This window comes from Dactylosporangium sp. NPDC000244 (genome assembly GCF_040300725.1).
Lineage (GTDB): Bacteria > Actinomycetota > Actinomycetes > Mycobacteriales > Micromonosporaceae > Dactylosporangium.
Window position 1 is genome coordinate 157,469 of record NZ_JBEPEH010000009.1, and the last position, 15,177, is coordinate 172,645.

General features: G+C 72.5%; 21 protein-coding genes. 17 read left to right on the plus strand and 4 right to left on the minus strand.

Annotated features, from left to right (window positions below; genetic code table 11):
* Window positions 1-2 precede the first annotated feature (2 nt).
* The 3 genes from pstS to ABT369_RS14895 form a co-directional block, all read right to left on the minus strand.
* Window positions 3-1,121, minus strand: a complete 1,119-nt coding sequence (gene pstS, locus ABT369_RS14885) for a phosphate ABC transporter substrate-binding protein PstS (RefSeq protein WP_350612294.1) — start codon at window positions 1,119-1,121, stop codon at window positions 3-5.
* A gap of 256 nt (window positions 1,122-1,377) precedes the next feature.
* Window positions 1,378-2,340, minus strand: coding sequence for a mycothiol synthase (gene mshD, locus ABT369_RS14890; protein ID WP_350612295.1), 963 nt, complete (start codon window positions 2,338-2,340; stop codon window positions 1,378-1,380).
* Window positions 2,341-2,364: 24 nt separating this feature from the next.
* Window positions 2,365-3,066, minus strand: coding sequence for a winged helix-turn-helix transcriptional regulator (locus ABT369_RS14895; protein WP_350612296.1), 702 nt, complete (start codon window positions 3,064-3,066; stop codon window positions 2,365-2,367).
* Between the two features lie 288 nt (window positions 3,067-3,354).
* On the opposite strand from ABT369_RS14895, the gene ABT369_RS14900 reads away from it, so the two are divergent.
* The 6 genes from ABT369_RS14900 (at window position 3,355) to ABT369_RS14925 (ending at window position 7,619) form a co-directional block, all read left to right on the plus strand.
* On the plus strand, window positions 3,355-4,359 hold the full coding sequence (locus ABT369_RS14900) for a hypothetical protein (RefSeq protein WP_350612297.1): 1,005 nt from the start codon (window positions 3,355-3,357) through the stop codon (window positions 4,357-4,359).
* Between the two features lie 122 nt (window positions 4,360-4,481).
* Complete coding sequence (locus tag ABT369_RS14905; protein ID WP_350612298.1) at window positions 4,482-5,249, plus strand: LmeA family phospholipid-binding protein; 768 nt, start codon at window positions 4,482-4,484, stop codon at window positions 5,247-5,249.
* A 49-nt stretch (window positions 5,250-5,298) separates the two neighbouring features.
* Window positions 5,299-5,373 carry an Ms5788A family Cys-rich leader peptide gene (locus ABT369_RS14910; protein ID WP_345301109.1) on the plus strand — a complete coding sequence of 25 codons (75 nt, stop codon included), beginning with the start codon at window positions 5,299-5,301 and terminating at the stop codon, window positions 5,371-5,373.
* A 204-nt stretch (window positions 5,374-5,577) separates the two neighbouring features.
* Window positions 5,578-6,429, plus strand: coding sequence for a sulfurtransferase (locus ABT369_RS14915; RefSeq protein ID WP_350612299.1), 852 nt, complete (start codon window positions 5,578-5,580; stop codon window positions 6,427-6,429).
* A gap of 17 nt (window positions 6,430-6,446) precedes the next feature.
* Window positions 6,447-6,755 (plus strand): DUF1416 domain-containing protein, encoded by a 309-nt coding sequence (locus ABT369_RS14920; protein ID WP_350612300.1) that lies wholly within the window; start codon window positions 6,447-6,449, stop codon window positions 6,753-6,755.
* Between the two features lie 78 nt (window positions 6,756-6,833).
* Complete coding sequence (locus tag ABT369_RS14925) at window positions 6,834-7,619, plus strand: hypothetical protein (protein ID WP_350612301.1); 786 nt, start codon at window positions 6,834-6,836, stop codon at window positions 7,617-7,619.
* Between the two features lie 78 nt (window positions 7,620-7,697).
* Here ABT369_RS14925 and ABT369_RS14930 read toward each other — a convergent pair whose 3' ends face one another.
* On the minus strand, window positions 7,698-8,072 hold the full coding sequence (locus ABT369_RS14930; protein WP_350612302.1) for a DsrE family protein: 375 nt from the start codon (window positions 8,070-8,072) through the stop codon (window positions 7,698-7,700).
* Window positions 8,073-8,084: 12 nt separating this feature from the next.
* Here ABT369_RS14930 and mtfM point away from each other — a divergent pair, with 12 nt between their 5' ends.
* The 11 genes from mtfM to ABT369_RS14985 all read left to right on the plus strand — a co-directional run bounded on the left by mtfM (window position 8,085) and on the right by ABT369_RS14985 (window position 15,175).
* Window positions 8,085-8,189: a small membrane protein MtfM gene (mtfM, locus tag ABT369_RS14935; protein ID WP_350612303.1), complete on the plus strand. Its 105-nt coding sequence runs from the start codon at window positions 8,085-8,087 to the stop codon at window positions 8,187-8,189.
* Window positions 8,186-8,770 (plus strand): heme-binding beta-barrel domain-containing protein, encoded by a 585-nt coding sequence (locus ABT369_RS14940; protein WP_350612304.1) that lies wholly within the window; start codon window positions 8,186-8,188, stop codon window positions 8,768-8,770. Before mtfM ends, ABT369_RS14940 begins: the two co-directional genes overlap by 4 nt.
* Window positions 8,771-8,795: 25 nt before the next feature.
* Window positions 8,796-9,206 (plus strand): Fur family transcriptional regulator, encoded by a 411-nt coding sequence (locus tag ABT369_RS14945; RefSeq protein WP_350612451.1) that lies wholly within the window; start codon window positions 8,796-8,798, stop codon window positions 9,204-9,206.
* Window positions 9,200-10,264: a CAF17-like 4Fe-4S cluster assembly/insertion protein YgfZ gene (gene ygfZ, locus ABT369_RS14950; protein ID WP_350612305.1), complete on the plus strand. Its 1,065-nt coding sequence runs from the start codon at window positions 9,200-9,202 to the stop codon at window positions 10,262-10,264. Before ABT369_RS14945 ends, ygfZ begins: the two co-directional genes overlap by 7 nt.
* A 13-nt stretch (window positions 10,265-10,277) precedes the next feature.
* A complete protein-coding gene (locus tag ABT369_RS14955) occupies window positions 10,278-11,111 on the plus strand; it encodes a beta-keto acid cleavage family enzyme (RefSeq protein WP_350612306.1) in 834 nt (277 codons plus the stop codon).
* Window positions 11,104-12,051 carry an asparaginase gene (locus ABT369_RS14960; RefSeq protein WP_350612307.1) on the plus strand — a complete coding sequence of 316 codons (948 nt, stop codon included), beginning with the start codon at window positions 11,104-11,106 and terminating at the stop codon, window positions 12,049-12,051. Before ABT369_RS14955 ends, ABT369_RS14960 begins: the two co-directional genes overlap by 8 nt.
* Window positions 12,052-12,131: 80 nt before the next feature.
* Window positions 12,132-12,563, plus strand: coding sequence for a helix-turn-helix domain-containing protein (locus tag ABT369_RS14965; protein WP_502891753.1), 432 nt, complete (start codon window positions 12,132-12,134; stop codon window positions 12,561-12,563).
* A complete protein-coding gene (locus ABT369_RS14970) occupies window positions 12,560-13,027 on the plus strand; it encodes a hypothetical protein (protein WP_350612308.1) in 468 nt (155 codons plus the stop codon). Before ABT369_RS14965 ends, ABT369_RS14970 begins: the two co-directional genes overlap by 4 nt.
* A gap of 67 nt (window positions 13,028-13,094) precedes the next feature.
* Entirely contained in the window at window positions 13,095-13,421 is a 327-nt protein-coding gene (locus tag ABT369_RS14975) for a DUF2516 family protein (protein ID WP_350612309.1), read from the plus strand.
* Window positions 13,418-14,308: an alpha/beta fold hydrolase gene (locus ABT369_RS14980; RefSeq protein ID WP_350612310.1), complete on the plus strand. Its 891-nt coding sequence runs from the start codon at window positions 13,418-13,420 to the stop codon at window positions 14,306-14,308. Before ABT369_RS14975 ends, ABT369_RS14980 begins: the two co-directional genes overlap by 4 nt.
* A gap of 129 nt (window positions 14,309-14,437) precedes the next feature.
* On the plus strand, window positions 14,438-15,175 hold the full coding sequence (locus ABT369_RS14985; RefSeq protein ID WP_350612311.1) for an alanyl-tRNA editing protein: 738 nt from the start codon (window positions 14,438-14,440) through the stop codon (window positions 15,173-15,175).
* Window positions 15,176-15,177 lie beyond the last annotated feature (2 nt).

A 15,177-nucleotide genomic window follows, 5' to 3' on the forward strand; every position in this document is an offset into this window, starting at 1 on the left:
TGTCAGGCCAGGTTCTTGACGGAGGCTTCGACCTTCGCGCGAACCGTCTCGGGCAGCGGGGCGTAGCCCAGCTTGTCGAGCTGCGCCTGGCCGTCCTTGCTGGACGTGAAGCCGAGGAAGCCCTTGAGCAGCGCCAGCTTGTCGGCCGCGTTGCCCTTGCTGCAGACGATCTCGTAGGTCACCAGGACGATCGGGTACGCCCCGGCCTCCTTGGTGGAGTAGTCGATCGTCATGGCCAGGTCGTCGCCGGTGCCGGTGACCTTGGCGCCCGCGATGGTCTTGCCGGCGGCCTCGCCGGTCAGCGCGGTGAACTCGCCCGCACCGTTGCCGACCTTGGCGGTGGCCAGGGCGTTGGTCTTGGCGAACGACCACTCGACGTAGCCGATGGCGCCCGCGGTCTTCTTGATCGCGCCGGCGACACCGTCGGACTTCTGCTCGCCCGAGCCGCCCGGCGCCTTCCAGACCTTGTCCTTGCCGAAGGTCCAGACGCTCGGCGCGGTCTGGGTCAGGTAGTTGGTGAAGTTCTCCGTGGTGCCGGAGGAGTCACCGCGGTGCACGGCGAGGATCGCCGTCGACGGGAGCGTGGCGCTGGGGTTGTCGGCCTTGATCGCGGCGTCGTCCCAGGTCTTGACCGTGCCCGCGAAGATCTTCGCGATGGTCTCCGGCTTGAGCTGGAGGTCCTTGACACCGTCGAGGTTGTAGGCGATCGCGATCGGGCCGGTGACCATCGGCAGGTTGAGCGCCGGGGCGCCACCGCAGCGGGCGGCCGCCTTGGTCTGCTCGTCGCCGGCCTTGAGCGAGGAGTCCGAGCCGGCGAAGTCGGCCGTGCCGCCCTGGAACGCCGTGATGCCCGCGCCCGAGGCGGTCGCCTGGTAGTTGACCTGAGCGCCGGAGCACTTCTGCTGGTAGGCCTTCGCCCACTCGGCCATCGCGTTGCCCTGGGCGCTGGAGCCCTGCGAGGTAAGGGTGCCGCTCGCGCACGCGACGTCGCTGCCGGTGCCACCGGAAGCGCCGCCCGACGCCGAAGTCGTCGGTTCGTTGTTGTCCGAGCCGCACGCGGCGAGCGCGAGCGTCGCGGTGAGCGCGATGCCGGCGATGAGGCCGTGCCGCTTGAAGTTCACTGCGGTCCCTTCGTCGGGGATGTATCCGTCTTCCGGTTGCCTGGGGAGGTAGTCGGAAGGCCGACGCAGGTCGTCGACTGCAAGCGACGCTAAAAGGGGCAGGGAAACACGTCTCTGGAGAAGGGTGAACGCGGGGTGAACAGGTCACTCTCCGCAGATGACGGCTGGTCGGAGGCGAGTTGGCCATTGGGTGAACTGCCCAGCGGTGATGCCTGGTGTCCGCATTTATCCCGTGATCACCGCTGTGCGGTGTCACTCAGAGCGCGCGTTGGAACGACACGTCGTTCGACCACCGGACGAAGCCGAGCCGCTGGTAGAGCGCGACGGCGCGGGTGTTGCTCTCGTCCACGTAGAGCATGACCTGGGCGAGTCCCCGATCGCGCAGGTGCCAGAGCCCGGCCAGGGTCAGCGCCCGGCCGAGGCCGCCGCCGTTCGCGCCGGGGGCCACGCCCAGAACGTACACCTCGCCGATCGGCTCGTGCGCGTGCGGCTCACCCTCCTCGTGGGGGTGGGTGTGCTGCTCGCCGTGGACCTTGGTCCAGTGGAAGCCGAGCAGCGCGCCGTCGGACTCGCGCTCCGCCAGCAGGAACCCGGCCGCGGAGAACCACGGCTCGCGGAGCCGGACGTGCAGGTCTTCCAGGGTCCACTTGCCCTGCTCGGGGTGCTCGGCGAACGCGGCCGCGTTCAGGGCGAGCCAGGCCTCGTCGTCCCGGCCGGGTTCGAAGGCCCGCAGCCGTACACCCTCCGGCAGCACGACCTCGTCCAGCGGCGCGAAGAGCGAGCGCCGCAGCTGCAGCAGCACCCGGACCCGGTCGAAGCCCAGGCGGATGGCCAGCGCCGACGCCGACGGGTGGTCCCCGTGCGCCCACAGCCGCAGCCGGCCGCCGGCGCGCTCGTCCGCGACCTGCATCGCCGCGGTGACCAGCGCGCGCCCGAGGCCGTGCCGGCGGTGCAGCGGGTGCACGACGAGCTCCGCCGACGCGCCCTCGACCTCGTCGGTCGTGTCCACGTGGGCATAGCCGACGACGGTTTCCGCGTCGTCAAGAGCCAGCAGGTGTACGGCCGGTGCCTCACCCCCGTGCCGGAGGTGCAGCACCACGTGCTCGGACAGCGGCAGCGCGCCGTCGGTGTCGCCGGCCGCCCGCATGAGGGCGAGCACCTGCTCCACCTGGTCCGGGGCCAGTCGATCGGCGCGGCGCACCGCAGTCGAGGGGATCATCCGATCAATCTAGCCGGAGGATCTTCAGACCCGGACCGGCTCCGAGTCGTGCAGCGGGCGCGACGGCGGGACGACGAACTTGTATCCGACCTGCCGCACGGTGCCGATCATCGACTCGTACTCCGAGCCGAGCTTGGCCCGCAGCCGCCGGACGTGCACGTCCACGGTCCGGGTGCCGCCGAAGTAGTCGTAGCCCCAGACCTCGCGCAGCAACTGGTCGCGGGTGAACACCCGCCCCGGGTGCTGGGCCAGGAACTTCAGCAGCTCGAACTCCTTGTAGGTGAGGTCGAGCGGGCGGCCCTTGAGCTTCGCGGCATACGTGTCCGGGTCGATCGTCAGCTCGCCGGCCTTGATCATGCCGCCGCTGGCCGCCGCGGCGGAGTTGAGCCGCCCGACCGCCAGGCGCAGCCGGGCCTCGATCTCGGCCGGGCCCGCGGTGGCGAGGATGACGTCGTCGAGGCCCCAGTCGGCGTGCAGCGCGACCAGGCCGGCCTCGGTGACCACGGCGAGCAGGGGCACGCCCAGCCCGGTGGCGTGCAGCATGCGGCAGGTGGCGCGGGCGTCGGCGAGCTCGGTGCGGGCGTCGACCACGACGGCGTCGGGGCTGGGGCCGTTCACGAGCGTGCGGACGTCACGGGGGGCGGTGCGCACCGTGTGGGGCAGCAGGTCGAGGCCCGGCAGGACCACCTGTCCCGCGGGCGCCGCGGTCAGCAGCAGAATCTCCACGAGTCACCTCCGTGGCCGCGGCGCACCTCTCGTCTGGGGCGCTGTGGCGCCCCTGAGTAGGGCGGCGGCTCGCTAGCGTCCCGGCAACTCTGACGGGAGGTTGTGGGTGTATCCCCGACGAGAATATCGGAGTATTCACGTTTTGCGACCGGTCGAAACGCAGTTCGGGACAGTTGGCTGAGCCACACCCCACCGTTTCCGCCGACATGGTATGGCGGTTTGCCCTCTCGACGCGGCCACGTGCTCCCCGCCGAGCCCGGATCCGGTCCTTTCTGGCACGATCGGTGCGTGCCCGCATCCCCGCCGCCCGCCGAGGACTTCGGCGCCTGGCCACAGGCCACCGAGCCGGCCGCCCGTCGCCGCCGCCGCGATGCGGGCCCGAACGGGCGCGGCGGTGACGAACACCACTCGGAGAGTAACCCCCGTCCGGGTGACGAGGATGCCCTGCCCGAGGAGCGGCAGGAGCGGCAGGCGCCCCTGCCGCCGGTGCGCCGCTGGGTCTCCCTGGGCGTGGCGGGCTTCGCGGCCCTGGTCGCCATCGCGCTCATCGTGGGCGCGCAGACCCGGCACGAGTCCTATGCCGTGGTGGTCTTCGGCGTCCAGGCGCTCTTCGTCGCCGTCTGGACCATGGCGAGCCGGCCACCGGCCCCGCGGGTGGTCGGCACCGTGGGCATCGCGGTGGCGCTGGGCACCGACGCGGCCGCGGTCTTCACCCGCCCGGCGTCGCTGGCCCCGCTCGCCTACCTCACCGCGGCCGGGTTCATCATCGGCGTCGTCGGCCAGCTCACCCGCCCGGCGGGCCGCCAGCGGGTGACCGAGTCGCTCGGCTCGTCGCTGGTCGTGACCCTGGGCGTCGTCTCCTTCGCGAGCCTGGTGGTGCTCGGCCGCAGCCCGAAGGGCACCCAGGCGATCGTGGCCTGCCTCGCGGCCGCGGGCATCGCGCTGTTCATCGCCCGCTTCGCCGACTCGATCGCCGCGCTGCCGCGCATCGCGCCCCAGGTGCCCCGCGGCGGCGCCGGGGTCGTGCTGGGCACGATGGTCGGCACGGCCGCAGCCGGCGCGATCGGCAACTACCTCGACGGGCTCAGCCCGCTGCCCAGCGCCCTGGCCGGGCTGGCGACCGCGATCGTGGCGGTGATGGTGGACCTGTCGGTCGGCTACGCCGAGGCCAGCCGGATCATCGACGGTGACGAGCCGGCGCTGTGGCTCGCCCGGCACATCCAGGGCCCGATCGGCGCCATGGCCTTCGCCGCGCCGGCGGCATATGTGGCAAGCGTCCTGCTTCTGCTGTAGGACACATCGGTCGTCGGTCGCGGATTCGCGCCATTCCCGCGCGCCCCGTGTCATCTGTTGCGGCGGTACGAAATCCTCGTGCTTGGGTACGAGCGGTGCAACCGCGGTCGGAGGGAGTGTCAGTGGCGAGGCGAGGGGCCAAGATCGGCATCGTGCTGGTCGTGCTGGCGATCATTCTGGTCGGGGTGTTCGTCGTGGTGGACCGGATCGCGGCCGGGGCGGCCGAAGACCGGATCACGCAGGAGACCAAGGCGCAGCTGGCCGCGAAGGACGTGAAGTACGAGGGCGAGCCCAAGGTGGACATCACGGGGTGGCCGTTCCTCACGCAGGTGCTCGCCGGGGAGTACAAGAAGATCACCATCTCCCTCACGAAGCCGGAGCTGAACAACGTCACGCTCGACACCCTCACGGTCGAGGCCCGCTCGGTGAAGGCCGACGCGCGGGACCTCATGAACGGCAAGGGCGACGTGGTGGCCGGCGTGGTGGCCGGCAACGCGACCATGAGCTGGGACAACGTGCGGCCGCTGCTCGAGGTCGCGGGGCTACCGTCCTCGATCGACCCCTCGAACGTCGACCTCAAGGTGGTCAACAACAAGATCGAGATGCGGGTGCCGCTGACCTTCCGGGGGGTCAAGGTCACGCTGATCGCGCTGGGCTCGATGGTCGTGGAGACCGGCAAGATCGTGCTCAAGCTGGAGTCGGTCACGACCGACGAGGGCAACCTGCCGGCGCAGGTCAACTCGCTGATCAAGCAGTACCAGAACAGGCTGCAGATCACCGTCAAGCTGCCCGGCCTTCCCTACAACCTGGTGATCAACTCGGTGCAGACGACCGACGCGGGCCTGCAGGTCACGGCCTCGGCCGCGGACGTCAAGCTCACGGGGCAGTGACGCGGCGGACCCTGGGCGGGCACGCTCGGCGATGCTAGGCTGCCGGACTATGAGCATGCTGCTCACGAAGCGGCGCGCGGTCGACCTGTGCCGCGTGGCCACCTGCCTGTGTTGCCGCCCCTAGTGGTGCGGCCCTGCAGCGTGCTCTTCTAACGGCTCGAGGCAGCGGCGCCCCAGACCGATGGGTCTGGCCCGCGAGCTCCTTCTCCGCAGGCATCTGAGACTGACCCATCGCCGAAACCGTGATCCGTCCCCCTCGGGTCGCGCGCGGCTGCATGCCCGTGTGCCGACTCGAACCCACCACTCGTTCCTGGGAGAGGCAACACCCATGAGTCGCGAATCCGCCCTGGTCACGGCCGACTGGGCCGAGCAGAACATCGAGACCCCCGGCGTCGTGTTCGTCGAGGTCGACGAGGACACCTCCGCCTACGACGGCGGTCACATCCCCGGCGCCGTCCGGATCAACTGGAAGACCGAGCTGCAGGACCAGGTCCGCCGGGACTTCGTCAACAAGGAGCAGTTCGAGGCCCTGCTGTCCAGCAAGGGCATCGGCAACGACGACCAGGTCGTGCTCTACGGCGGCAACAACAACTGGTTCGCCGCCTACGCCTACTGGTACTTCAAGCTCTACGGCCACGGCGACGTGAAGCTGCTCGACGGCGGTCGCAAGAAGTGGGAGCTCGACGCCCGCCCGCTGAACAAGGAAGAGGTCAGCCGCCCGGCCACGAACTACGTCGCCGTGCACGACCAGGACCTGTCGATCCGCGCGTTCCGCGACGACGCCGTCAAGGCGATCGGCGTGGCGAACCTGGTCGACGTGCGCTCCCCCGACGAGTACGCCGGCCGCCTTCTCGCCCCGGCGCACCTCCCGCAGGAGCAGGCGCAGCGCCCGGGCCACATCCCGACCGCGATCTCGGTGCCGTGGAGCAAGGCCGCGAACGAGGACGGCACCTTCAAGTCCGACGCCGACCTGGCCGAGATCTACGGGGCCGCGGGCCTGGACAACAGCAAGCCGACGGTGGCGTACTGCCGCATCGGCGAGCGCTCCTCGCACACCTGGTTCGTGCTCAAGGAGATCCTCGGCCACTCCGACGTGCGCAACTACGACGGTTCGTGGACCGAGTACGGCTCGCTGGTCGGCGTGCCGGTGGCGCTGGGCGACGAGCCCGGCCAGGCCTGAGAAGGGAAACCCGCATCATGAGCACTGACAGCTGCGCCGCGCCCGACCAGAGCGCCCCGCTGCCCGCCTCCGTCGACGTGGAGAAGGAGACCGTGATCACCGGGGTCGTCCGCTCCGGCGCCGACCCGGTCGCCGGCGCCTACGTGCGCCTGCTCGACTCCACCGGCGAGTTCACGGCCGAGGTCGTCACCTCGCCGGCCGGGCAGTTCCGCTTCTTCGCCGCCCCCGGGACCTGGACGCTGCGCGCCCTGTCCCGCCAGGGCAACGGCGACGCGACCCTCGCCGCCGACCGCGGCATCAACGAGGTCGCCGTCGCCGTCGGCTGACCCGCGTTGCGTGACGCCGCTCGCCGGGCCCGGGCCCGGCGGGCGGCGTCTCACATTGTGGCTGCGAGGATGGCGGCCGTGAAGCGTCGCTGGATCGTCACCGGGGTCGTCGCGTGGGCCGTGGTCGTGGCCGGGTTCGCGCTGTACTCGTACTCCAGCGACCCGCCCACCGCCCGCGAGCAGACCACGATCGCCGACGCGCTGCCGACCGTGGACACCGCGCTCGGGCGGGTCTACGCCGCGCTCGACCCGGCCGCGTCGGTCGTCGCGCTCGGCGGCTACCGGCGCACCGAGGCGAGCTGCCGGGTGACCACGGCCCGGGAGGGCACCCGGTTCAGCCGGGAGCTCATGGTGTACGTCCACAAGGACACCGAGGCCGCCACCCTCGACCGCGTGCGCGCGGCGCTGCCGGCCCAGTACCAGGCGAACGTCGCCCACAACGGGACGACCGACCTGCTCAGCGCCGATGCCGGGAACTTCGTGGCGGTCCGGGGCTCGGTGACCGAGCCGGGGATCCTGCGCTTCAGCGCGGACACGGGGTGCCGGGTGCAGCAGGCGGCGGTGCAGGAGGCCACGCCCCCGTCGCCGGACGGCGACCGGGCACCGGTCCAGGCCGTGCTCGACACGCTGGGCCGGCCCGCCTCGGACTGGCGCGTGCACCGGCTCACCTCGCCGGCGTGCGGGGTGCTGCGGACCGTGGAGGCCGTCACCTCGGGCGACGGCGCCGCGGCGCGGGCCACGGTGCCGGCCGCGGCCGTGGTGCTCGACACCGAGAAGGTCTTCGCCTACCGCGCAGGCGCCGCCGGGGTCGTCCTGCGCAAGGACGGCGACGCGCTCCTCGTGAGCGCGTCGGCCGGCTGCTGAAAACCACCCCCGGACGCCAGGATTTCTGGCGGGAGCGACGGTCCGCAGGTGACGCGGGCCCGAGCCATGAACTGCCGATCAATACACGAGCGCCTGCGCGCCTTCCTGGAGCGCCTCCTCGACGAACGCCGCGGCTCCCGCGATGCGGATGCCCGGCAGGACGTCGTCCGGGCCGATGCCACGCCGGGCGGCGCACTGCGTGCACACCGTCACCGAGCCGCCGGCCAGGATCGCCTCCAGCAGGTCCGGCAGCGGCGCCGCGTGCGGCAGCTCGAACTCGGCGGCGCGGCCCGGCACGGCGAACCACGCCGACTCGCCGGTGAGCCACAGGGAGGTCGCGACGCCGCCGGCGACGGCGGTCGCGGCCACCGTGAAGGCCTGGGAGCATCGCTCCGGGGCGTCCGAACCGGCGGTTGCCTTGACGACGAGAGAACGGGCCATGCTCCGCAGCATAGGATTCGCGTGATGGTTACGGAGATCGGGTTCGTGAGCCTGCTGGTCGCCGGGATGGGCGCGCTGGCCGGCGGACTGGTCTATCTTGCGGTTCGGGTGTCGAGGGGGCGTTGGTGACTGACGTGCAGCCGCCGTGGGCGGGGCTCGCCCAGGTCGGTGAGTATCCGTATGAGGAGACGCACGACCTGCGATCGGGGCCGGACCTGCACCCGGCCCTGCTGGGGCTGCTGCCGCTCGTCGGCGTGTGGCGCGGCCGGGGTCAGGGCGACTACCCGACGATCGAGGGCTTCCACTACGGCCAGGAGATCCGGTTCAGCCACGACGGGCGGCCGTTCCTGTTCTACGAGTCGCGCTCGTGGATCATCGACGCCGACGCGAACCCGATCCGCCCCTCGCAGCGCGAGGTCGGCTGGTGGCGGCCGGTGATCGTGGACGACAAGGCCACCGACGAGCTCGAGGTGCTGCTCTCCGCGCCCACCGGGATCGTCGAGCTCTACGCCGGGCAGGCGCGCACCACCACCCAGTGGCAGATGGCCACGGACGGCGTCGGGCGCACCGGCACGGCCAAGGAGGTGCGGGGCGGCCAGCGGCTCTACGGCATCGTCGAGGGCGCGCTGCTCTACACGTTCGACCTGGCGGCGATGGGCCAGCCACTGCAGGTCCACCTGTCCGCCCGGCTCGAGCGGGTGGCGGGCTAGATTTAGTGCCGTGGACCTCGCGGAGATGCTCCGGTCGCGCGGGCTACGGCTGACCGCGCCGCGGCAGCTCGTGCTCGAGGCGGTCTACCGGCTGCGCCACGCCACCCCGGACCAGATCCACGCCGAGGTGGCGGGGAAGGCCGCCGGGGTCAACATCACCACTGTGTACCGCACGCTCGAGCTCCTGGAGGAGCTGGAGCTGATCACGCACGCGCACCTGTCGCACGGCGCGCCGACCTACCACGCGGTCGACGAGCACCAGCACGCCCACCTGGTCTGCCGGGGCTGCGGCTCGGTGCTCGAGCTGCCGTCGCCGGTCCTGGACCAGCTCGCCGGCGAGCTGGCGCAGAGCCGCGGGTTCCGCCTGGACATCGGGCACGTCGCGCTGTTCGGCCTGTGCCGAGCGTGCGGGGAGAGCAAGGGAGCACCATGCTGAGCGCCGTTCCGGTCGCCGCCCTCGACCCCACCGACCCCGATGCGGGCGCCGTCGCACATTACGGCGACCCGGCCCGCGAGCAGCGCATCCTGGACACCGCCGCGGGCCTGGTCGACCGCTCGCACACCGGGGTCCTGGCCATCCCGGGCGCGGACCGGCTGGGCTGGCTGCACAGCCTCACCACCCAGCACCTGTCGGACCTCGCCGCGTGGACCGGCTCCGAGCTGCTCGTGCTCTCCCCGCACGGGCACGTCGAGCACCACGCGGTGCTCACCGACGACGGGACGACCACCTGGCTCGACACCGGCGACGCGCCCGGGCTGCTGGGGTTCCTGGAGCGGATGCGCTTCCTGATGCGCGTCGAGCCGGCCGAGGTGACCGAGGACTGGGCGCTGCTGTCGATCGTCGGGCCGCAGACCGACGAGACCCTCGTCGCCCTGGGCGTCGGTCCGCTGCTCCCGCCCGACCTGCTCGCGGTGCCGGAGGCGAAGTTCGCCACCGGCTCGGTGCCGCCGCGCCCGACGGCCCGCTACTCGGCCGCCGCGCTGCCGGCAGGGGGCTGGGCGCGCCGGATGCCGTATGGGGCCGATCTGCTCGTCCCCCGCCAGCTCGTCGCCTCCGTGGCCGAGGACGCGGGGCTGCCGATGGCCGGGATCTGGGCCTTCGAGGCGATGCGGGTCGCGGCCCGCCGGCCCCGGGCCGGGTTCGAGACCGACCACAAGACGCTGCCGGCCGAGGTCGGCTGGACCGGGCCGGCCGTGCACCTGGAGAAGGGCTGCTACCGCGGGCAGGAGACCATCGCCCGGGTGCACCACCTGGGCCGGCCGCCGCGCAAGCTCGCCCTGCTGCACCTGGACGGGATCGCCACCGACGAGCTCCCGGCGCGGCACACCCCGATCGTGCTGGAGGGTGGCGAGCGGCCCGTCGGCTTCGTCGGCACGGCGGTGCGCCACCACGAGCTCGGCATGATCGCGCTGGCCGTGGTGAAGCAGAACCTGACCCCTGACTCGGCCCTGCGTATCGGCCCGTCGACAGCCCGGATCGACCCGGAGCCGTAACCTCTTCGGGGTGATGACGACGACGTTGATCACGGTGGCCCCGACCGGCGCGGAATCCCGCAAAACGGACGTGCCGGCGCTGCCCGTGACGCTGGACGAACTGGTGACGACGGCACGGGACTGCGAGGCGGTCGGGGCGAGCGTGATCCACGTCCACCTCCGCGACGACGACGCGGAGCCGACGCTGGACCTGGGCCGGCTCAGGGAGGCCGTGGCCGCGCTGCGCGAGGCGACCGGGCTCATCGTGCAGCTGTCCACCGGCGGCGCGGTGACCGATCCCGAGGCCGACCGGCTCCGGGTGCTCGAGGCCGGGCCGGACATGGCCTCGTGCACGATGGGCACCGTCAACTTCGGCGACGACGTGTTCCTCAACCGCTGGGACTTCATCGTCGACCTGCACACGCGCATGCAGGAGCGGGGCATCGTCCCCGAGTACGAGATCTTCGACCTCGGCCAGCTCACCACCCTGCGCCGGCTGCTGGACCGGCACGGCCTGCCCGCGGGCGGGCACGTGCACGTCGACCTCGTGATGGGCGTGCCGGGCGGGATGCCCGGGACCGTCGCCGCGCTTGCCGCCTGCGAGGCCGCGCTGCGCGACCTGCCCGAGGGCACCACGTTCTCCGCGACCGGGATCGGCCGCGCCTCCCTGCCGGTGCTGCTGGCCTCGCTCGCCGCCGGTGGGCACCTGCGGGTGGGGATGGAGGACACGGTGACGTACGCGAAGGGGCAGCCGGTCGACAGCAACGCCCAGCTCGTCGCCCGGGCCAGCGGGTTCGCCCGGCTCGCCCAGCGGCCCCCGATGACCGCCGGCCAGGCCCGCGAGCTGCTCGGGATCGCCCGTGTCTGACCTCTACGCCGGCGGGGAACTGCTCGCCGAAGTCGTCCGCAACGCGTTCGTGGAGAGCCGCCACCACGGCTCCGTGGTCGTGCTCGGCCCCGACGGGGAGGTCGCGGCCTGGGCCGGCGACGTGCTCGGGGCGGTGTTCCCGCGCTCCAGCGCCAAGCCGCTGCAGGCGGTCGGCCTGCTGCGCGCCGGGCTCGGCCTGGACGGCGCGGATCTCGCGCTGGTCGCGGCCAGCCATCGCGGGCAGGAGCCGCACGTCGCCGGCGTGCTGGAGATCCTGGCCAAGTCCGGCATCCCGGTCGACGCGCTGCGCTGCCCGCCGGACTACCCGCTGGCCGAGGATGCCCGCGACGCCGTGGTCCGGGCCGGGCACGGCCGCGAGCGGGTCTTCATGAACTGCTCGGGCAAGCACGCGGGCATGCTGCGCACCGCCCAGGCCAACGGCTGGCCGCTCGAGACCTACCTCGACCCGGACCACCCGCTGCAGGAGCGGCTCGGCGCGACGGTCGAGGAGCTGATCGGGGAGCCGATCGCGGCCACCGGGGTCGACGGCTGCGGCGCGCCGCTGTTCGCGTTCTCCCTGCGCGGGCTGGCCGGGTCGTTCCTGCGGCTGGTGAGCGCGCCGGACGGCAGCCGGGAGCGCGCGGTGGCCGATGCGATGCGGGCCTTCCCGCTGCTGGTGTCGGGCGACGACCCGGCCGAGGACGACACGCGGCTCATGCGCGCGGTGCCGGGGCTGCTGCTCAAGGGCGGCGCGGAGGGGGTCGCGGCGGCCGCCCTGCCCGGCGTCGGCGCGGTGGCGCTCAAGATCGACGACGGTGGGATGCGGGCCCGGCTCCCGGTGCTCGCGGCGGCCTTCGCCCGCCTCGGGGTGAACCTCAGCGGTCAGGTTCCGGTTTTGGGCGGCGGCCGGGAGGTAGGCGTGGTTCGCTCGGTGTGGTAGGGCGCGGTGACAGGGTTCACGCTAGCGGGAGTTAGCATTTTGCTTGCAAGAGTTAGCAGCCCGCGCTACCGTCGGTAAGCGTGAACGAAGAGCCGCGCGACCTGGGTGGGTTCATCCGTGACCTGCGCCGTAACGCGCGCATCTCGCTCCGCCAGCTCGCCGAGCAGGCGGGCGTGAGCAATCCGTACCTGAGCCAGATCGAGCGCGGCCTGCGCAAACCCAGTGCCGAGGTGCTGGCTCAGCTCGCGGGCGCGCTTCGGGTGTCGACCCCGTTGATGTACCTGCGGGCGGGGCTGCTGGAGCGCGAGGGGCACGACGTGCTCAGCGCGATCGCCGCGGACAGTGATCTCACCGTGGCCCAGAAGCAGTCGCTCACCCAGATCTACGAAACGTTCCGCCGGGAGAACGCGCGGAACAACCCGGCCCCGGCCGACGACGACGACCGGGGTCCCGAGGGCGTGGGCACCGACGCGCCCGCCGAGCCGACACGTTCCCACGAGGAGTCGCAGTGACCACCGAGACCACCACGAAGAGCACCACGCGCAAGATCCCCACGCCGCTCTACGCCGCCGCCGGCGCCGGCGACCTCGCCTACCAGCAGCTTCGCCGGCTCCCGGAGCAGGTCGCCCAGCTGCGCGCCCGGGTCGAGGAGCTGCGCCCGGCCGCCGCCGACACCAACCTGCGCGGCGACCTCGACCGGCTGCGTGAGGCCGCGCGCCGCAACGCCGCGAGCTTCCTGGCCAGCGCCCAGCAGGGCGCCCAGATCGCGCAGGACCGGGCCGTGGCCGTCTACACCGAGCTCGTCGCGCGCGGCGAGAAGGTCGTCAGCACCGCCCGCACCGCCGAGGCCAGGGTCGAGCTGGAGCCGGCCCAGAAGGTGGTGACCGCCGAGGTCACCACGACCGAGGAGCCCGCCGACCCGGCGGCCCCGGCGGTCAAGAAGGCCGCGGCGAAGAAGACCGCACCCAAGAAGTAACCGAATCCTGCGAAGCCCTCCGGCACCGTCGTACACGGGCCGGAGGGCTTCGGCATAAGCTCGTGACATGGTGAGTGCCGTCCCGGTCTTCTACGACGATGTCGAGTACTACATCCAAGTCGCCGTGTGGATCTTCTGCCTGGTGCTCGGCGCCGCGGCCTTCCTGCACTGCGTGGTGCAGCGGACCGACGCCTTCCCGGCCATCGGGACCATGTCGAAATCCATCTGGCTCGCCCTGATCGGCGGCGGCGAGCTGCTCACCGCGATCTCGCCCAACCTGGGGCTGGGCCACCTCGGCATCTTCTCGCTCATCGCGGCCGGGATCTTCGCGGTGTATCTGCTCGACATCCGTCCCGCGCTGCGCGACGCGGTCGACGGCCACGGCTCCTGGTGATGGACTTCCGCTGGCCGCCCCCGCCGGACGGGCGCCCCGACCGGTTCCGGCCGCCCGTGACGCGGGGCCCGCAGACCGGCCGCCCGACGCTCCCGGCCCCGCCCACCGAGCTGGTCGCCACGCCGCACGGGGTCGAGCTGGAGCGGCTCGTCACCGGCGAGGGCGATCCCGTGACGGTGTTCGCGCACGGCCTGGGCAGCGGCATCGCCGAGACCCGGCCGCTGGGCAGCGCCGTGCGGGGGCGCAAGGTGTTCTTCCAGTTCCGCGGGCACGGGCAGTCCGCGGCGCCGGGGGGCGTGTGGACCTACGCCGACCTGGCCCGCGACCTGCGCGCGGTCGCCGACCTCGGCGGCGCGACCCGGGCGCTCGGGGTGAGCCTGGGGGCCGGCGCGCTCACCCGGCTGCTCGCCGACAATCCCGGGCGCTTCGAGCGGGCCGTGTTCTTCCTGCCCGCCGTGCTCGACGCGCCGCGCGCGGCCGCGGCCCAGGAGCGGCTGAGCGCGCTGCTGGAGGCGATCGAGGCCGGCGACGCCGCCTCGGTGGCCGACGTGATCTCCCAGGAGATCCCGGCTCAGCTACGCAACTCCCCGCCCGTCTGGGCCTTCCTGCGCCAGCGCCTCGACCAGCTCATGCGCGACGGGCTCGCCGCGGGCCTGGCCAGCCTTCCCGAGCAGGCCGCCGTCACCGACCGCGACGACCTGGGAGCGGTGAGCGCCGAGTGCCTGGTGATCGGCTGCCGCGGCGACGACCTGCACCCGGTCTCCGTCGCCGAGCAGCTCGCCGGGGCGCTGCCAAAGGCCGAGCTGCACATCTACGACCGGCCCGGCATCGTGTGGACCCAGCGGGCCGACCTGCGCACCCGGATCTCGGACTTCCTGAACGCCTGAACGGCCCGCCCGGAGTGACCGAACGTCCGAGGTGCTGACGCGTATCAGAACCGGGTCCGACGGATTCTGTATTGCATGACCACTTCGCTTGCCTGGGCCGGGCCGACCCGCCGCATATAGTCGGCTTTCATGGGTGTCACACATCACGGCCGCACGTACCGGCTCGACCTCGCCGACCCGACGCTGCGCGAGTGGACCGCCAAGGTCCTGCACGCGTCGGCCGAGGACGGGATCGTGCTGGATCGCTCGGCCTTCTACCCGGGCGGGGGCGGGCAGCCCCCGGACCACGGCGTCCTGCTCTGGCAGGGCGTTCAGACGCGGATCGTCGGCACCCGCAAGTCCGACGACCTCTACCTCCTGCCCGCCGAGGGCGACCCGCTGCCCCCGGTGGACACCGAGGTGACCGGCGCGGTCGAGGACGATCGGCGCACCAAGCTCATGCGCACCCACTCGGGCCTGCACGTGCTGTGCGGGGTCGTGTTCCGCGACTTCGGCGCGCGCGTCACCGGCGGCTCGATGGAGCCGGCCGAGGCCCGCATGGACTTCAACCTGCCGGAGGTGCCGCCGGACTTCAAGGCGCGCCTCGAGGAGCTCGTGAACGCCGAGGTGGTCGCGGACCGCAAGGTGGTGACGCAGGTGCTCGGCCGGGACGAGGCCCTGGCGCTGCCCGACATCATCCGCACCCAGTCGAACCTGATTCCGGCCGACGAGCAGGAGATCCGCATCGTCGACATCGTCGGGCTGGACACGCAGGCGGACGGCGGCACGCACGTGGCGTCGACGGCGCAGATCGGGCGGCTGCAGGTCGTGAAGGTCGAGTCCAAGGGCAAGGCCAACCGCCGGGTGCGGATGCGCCTGTCGGACTGACC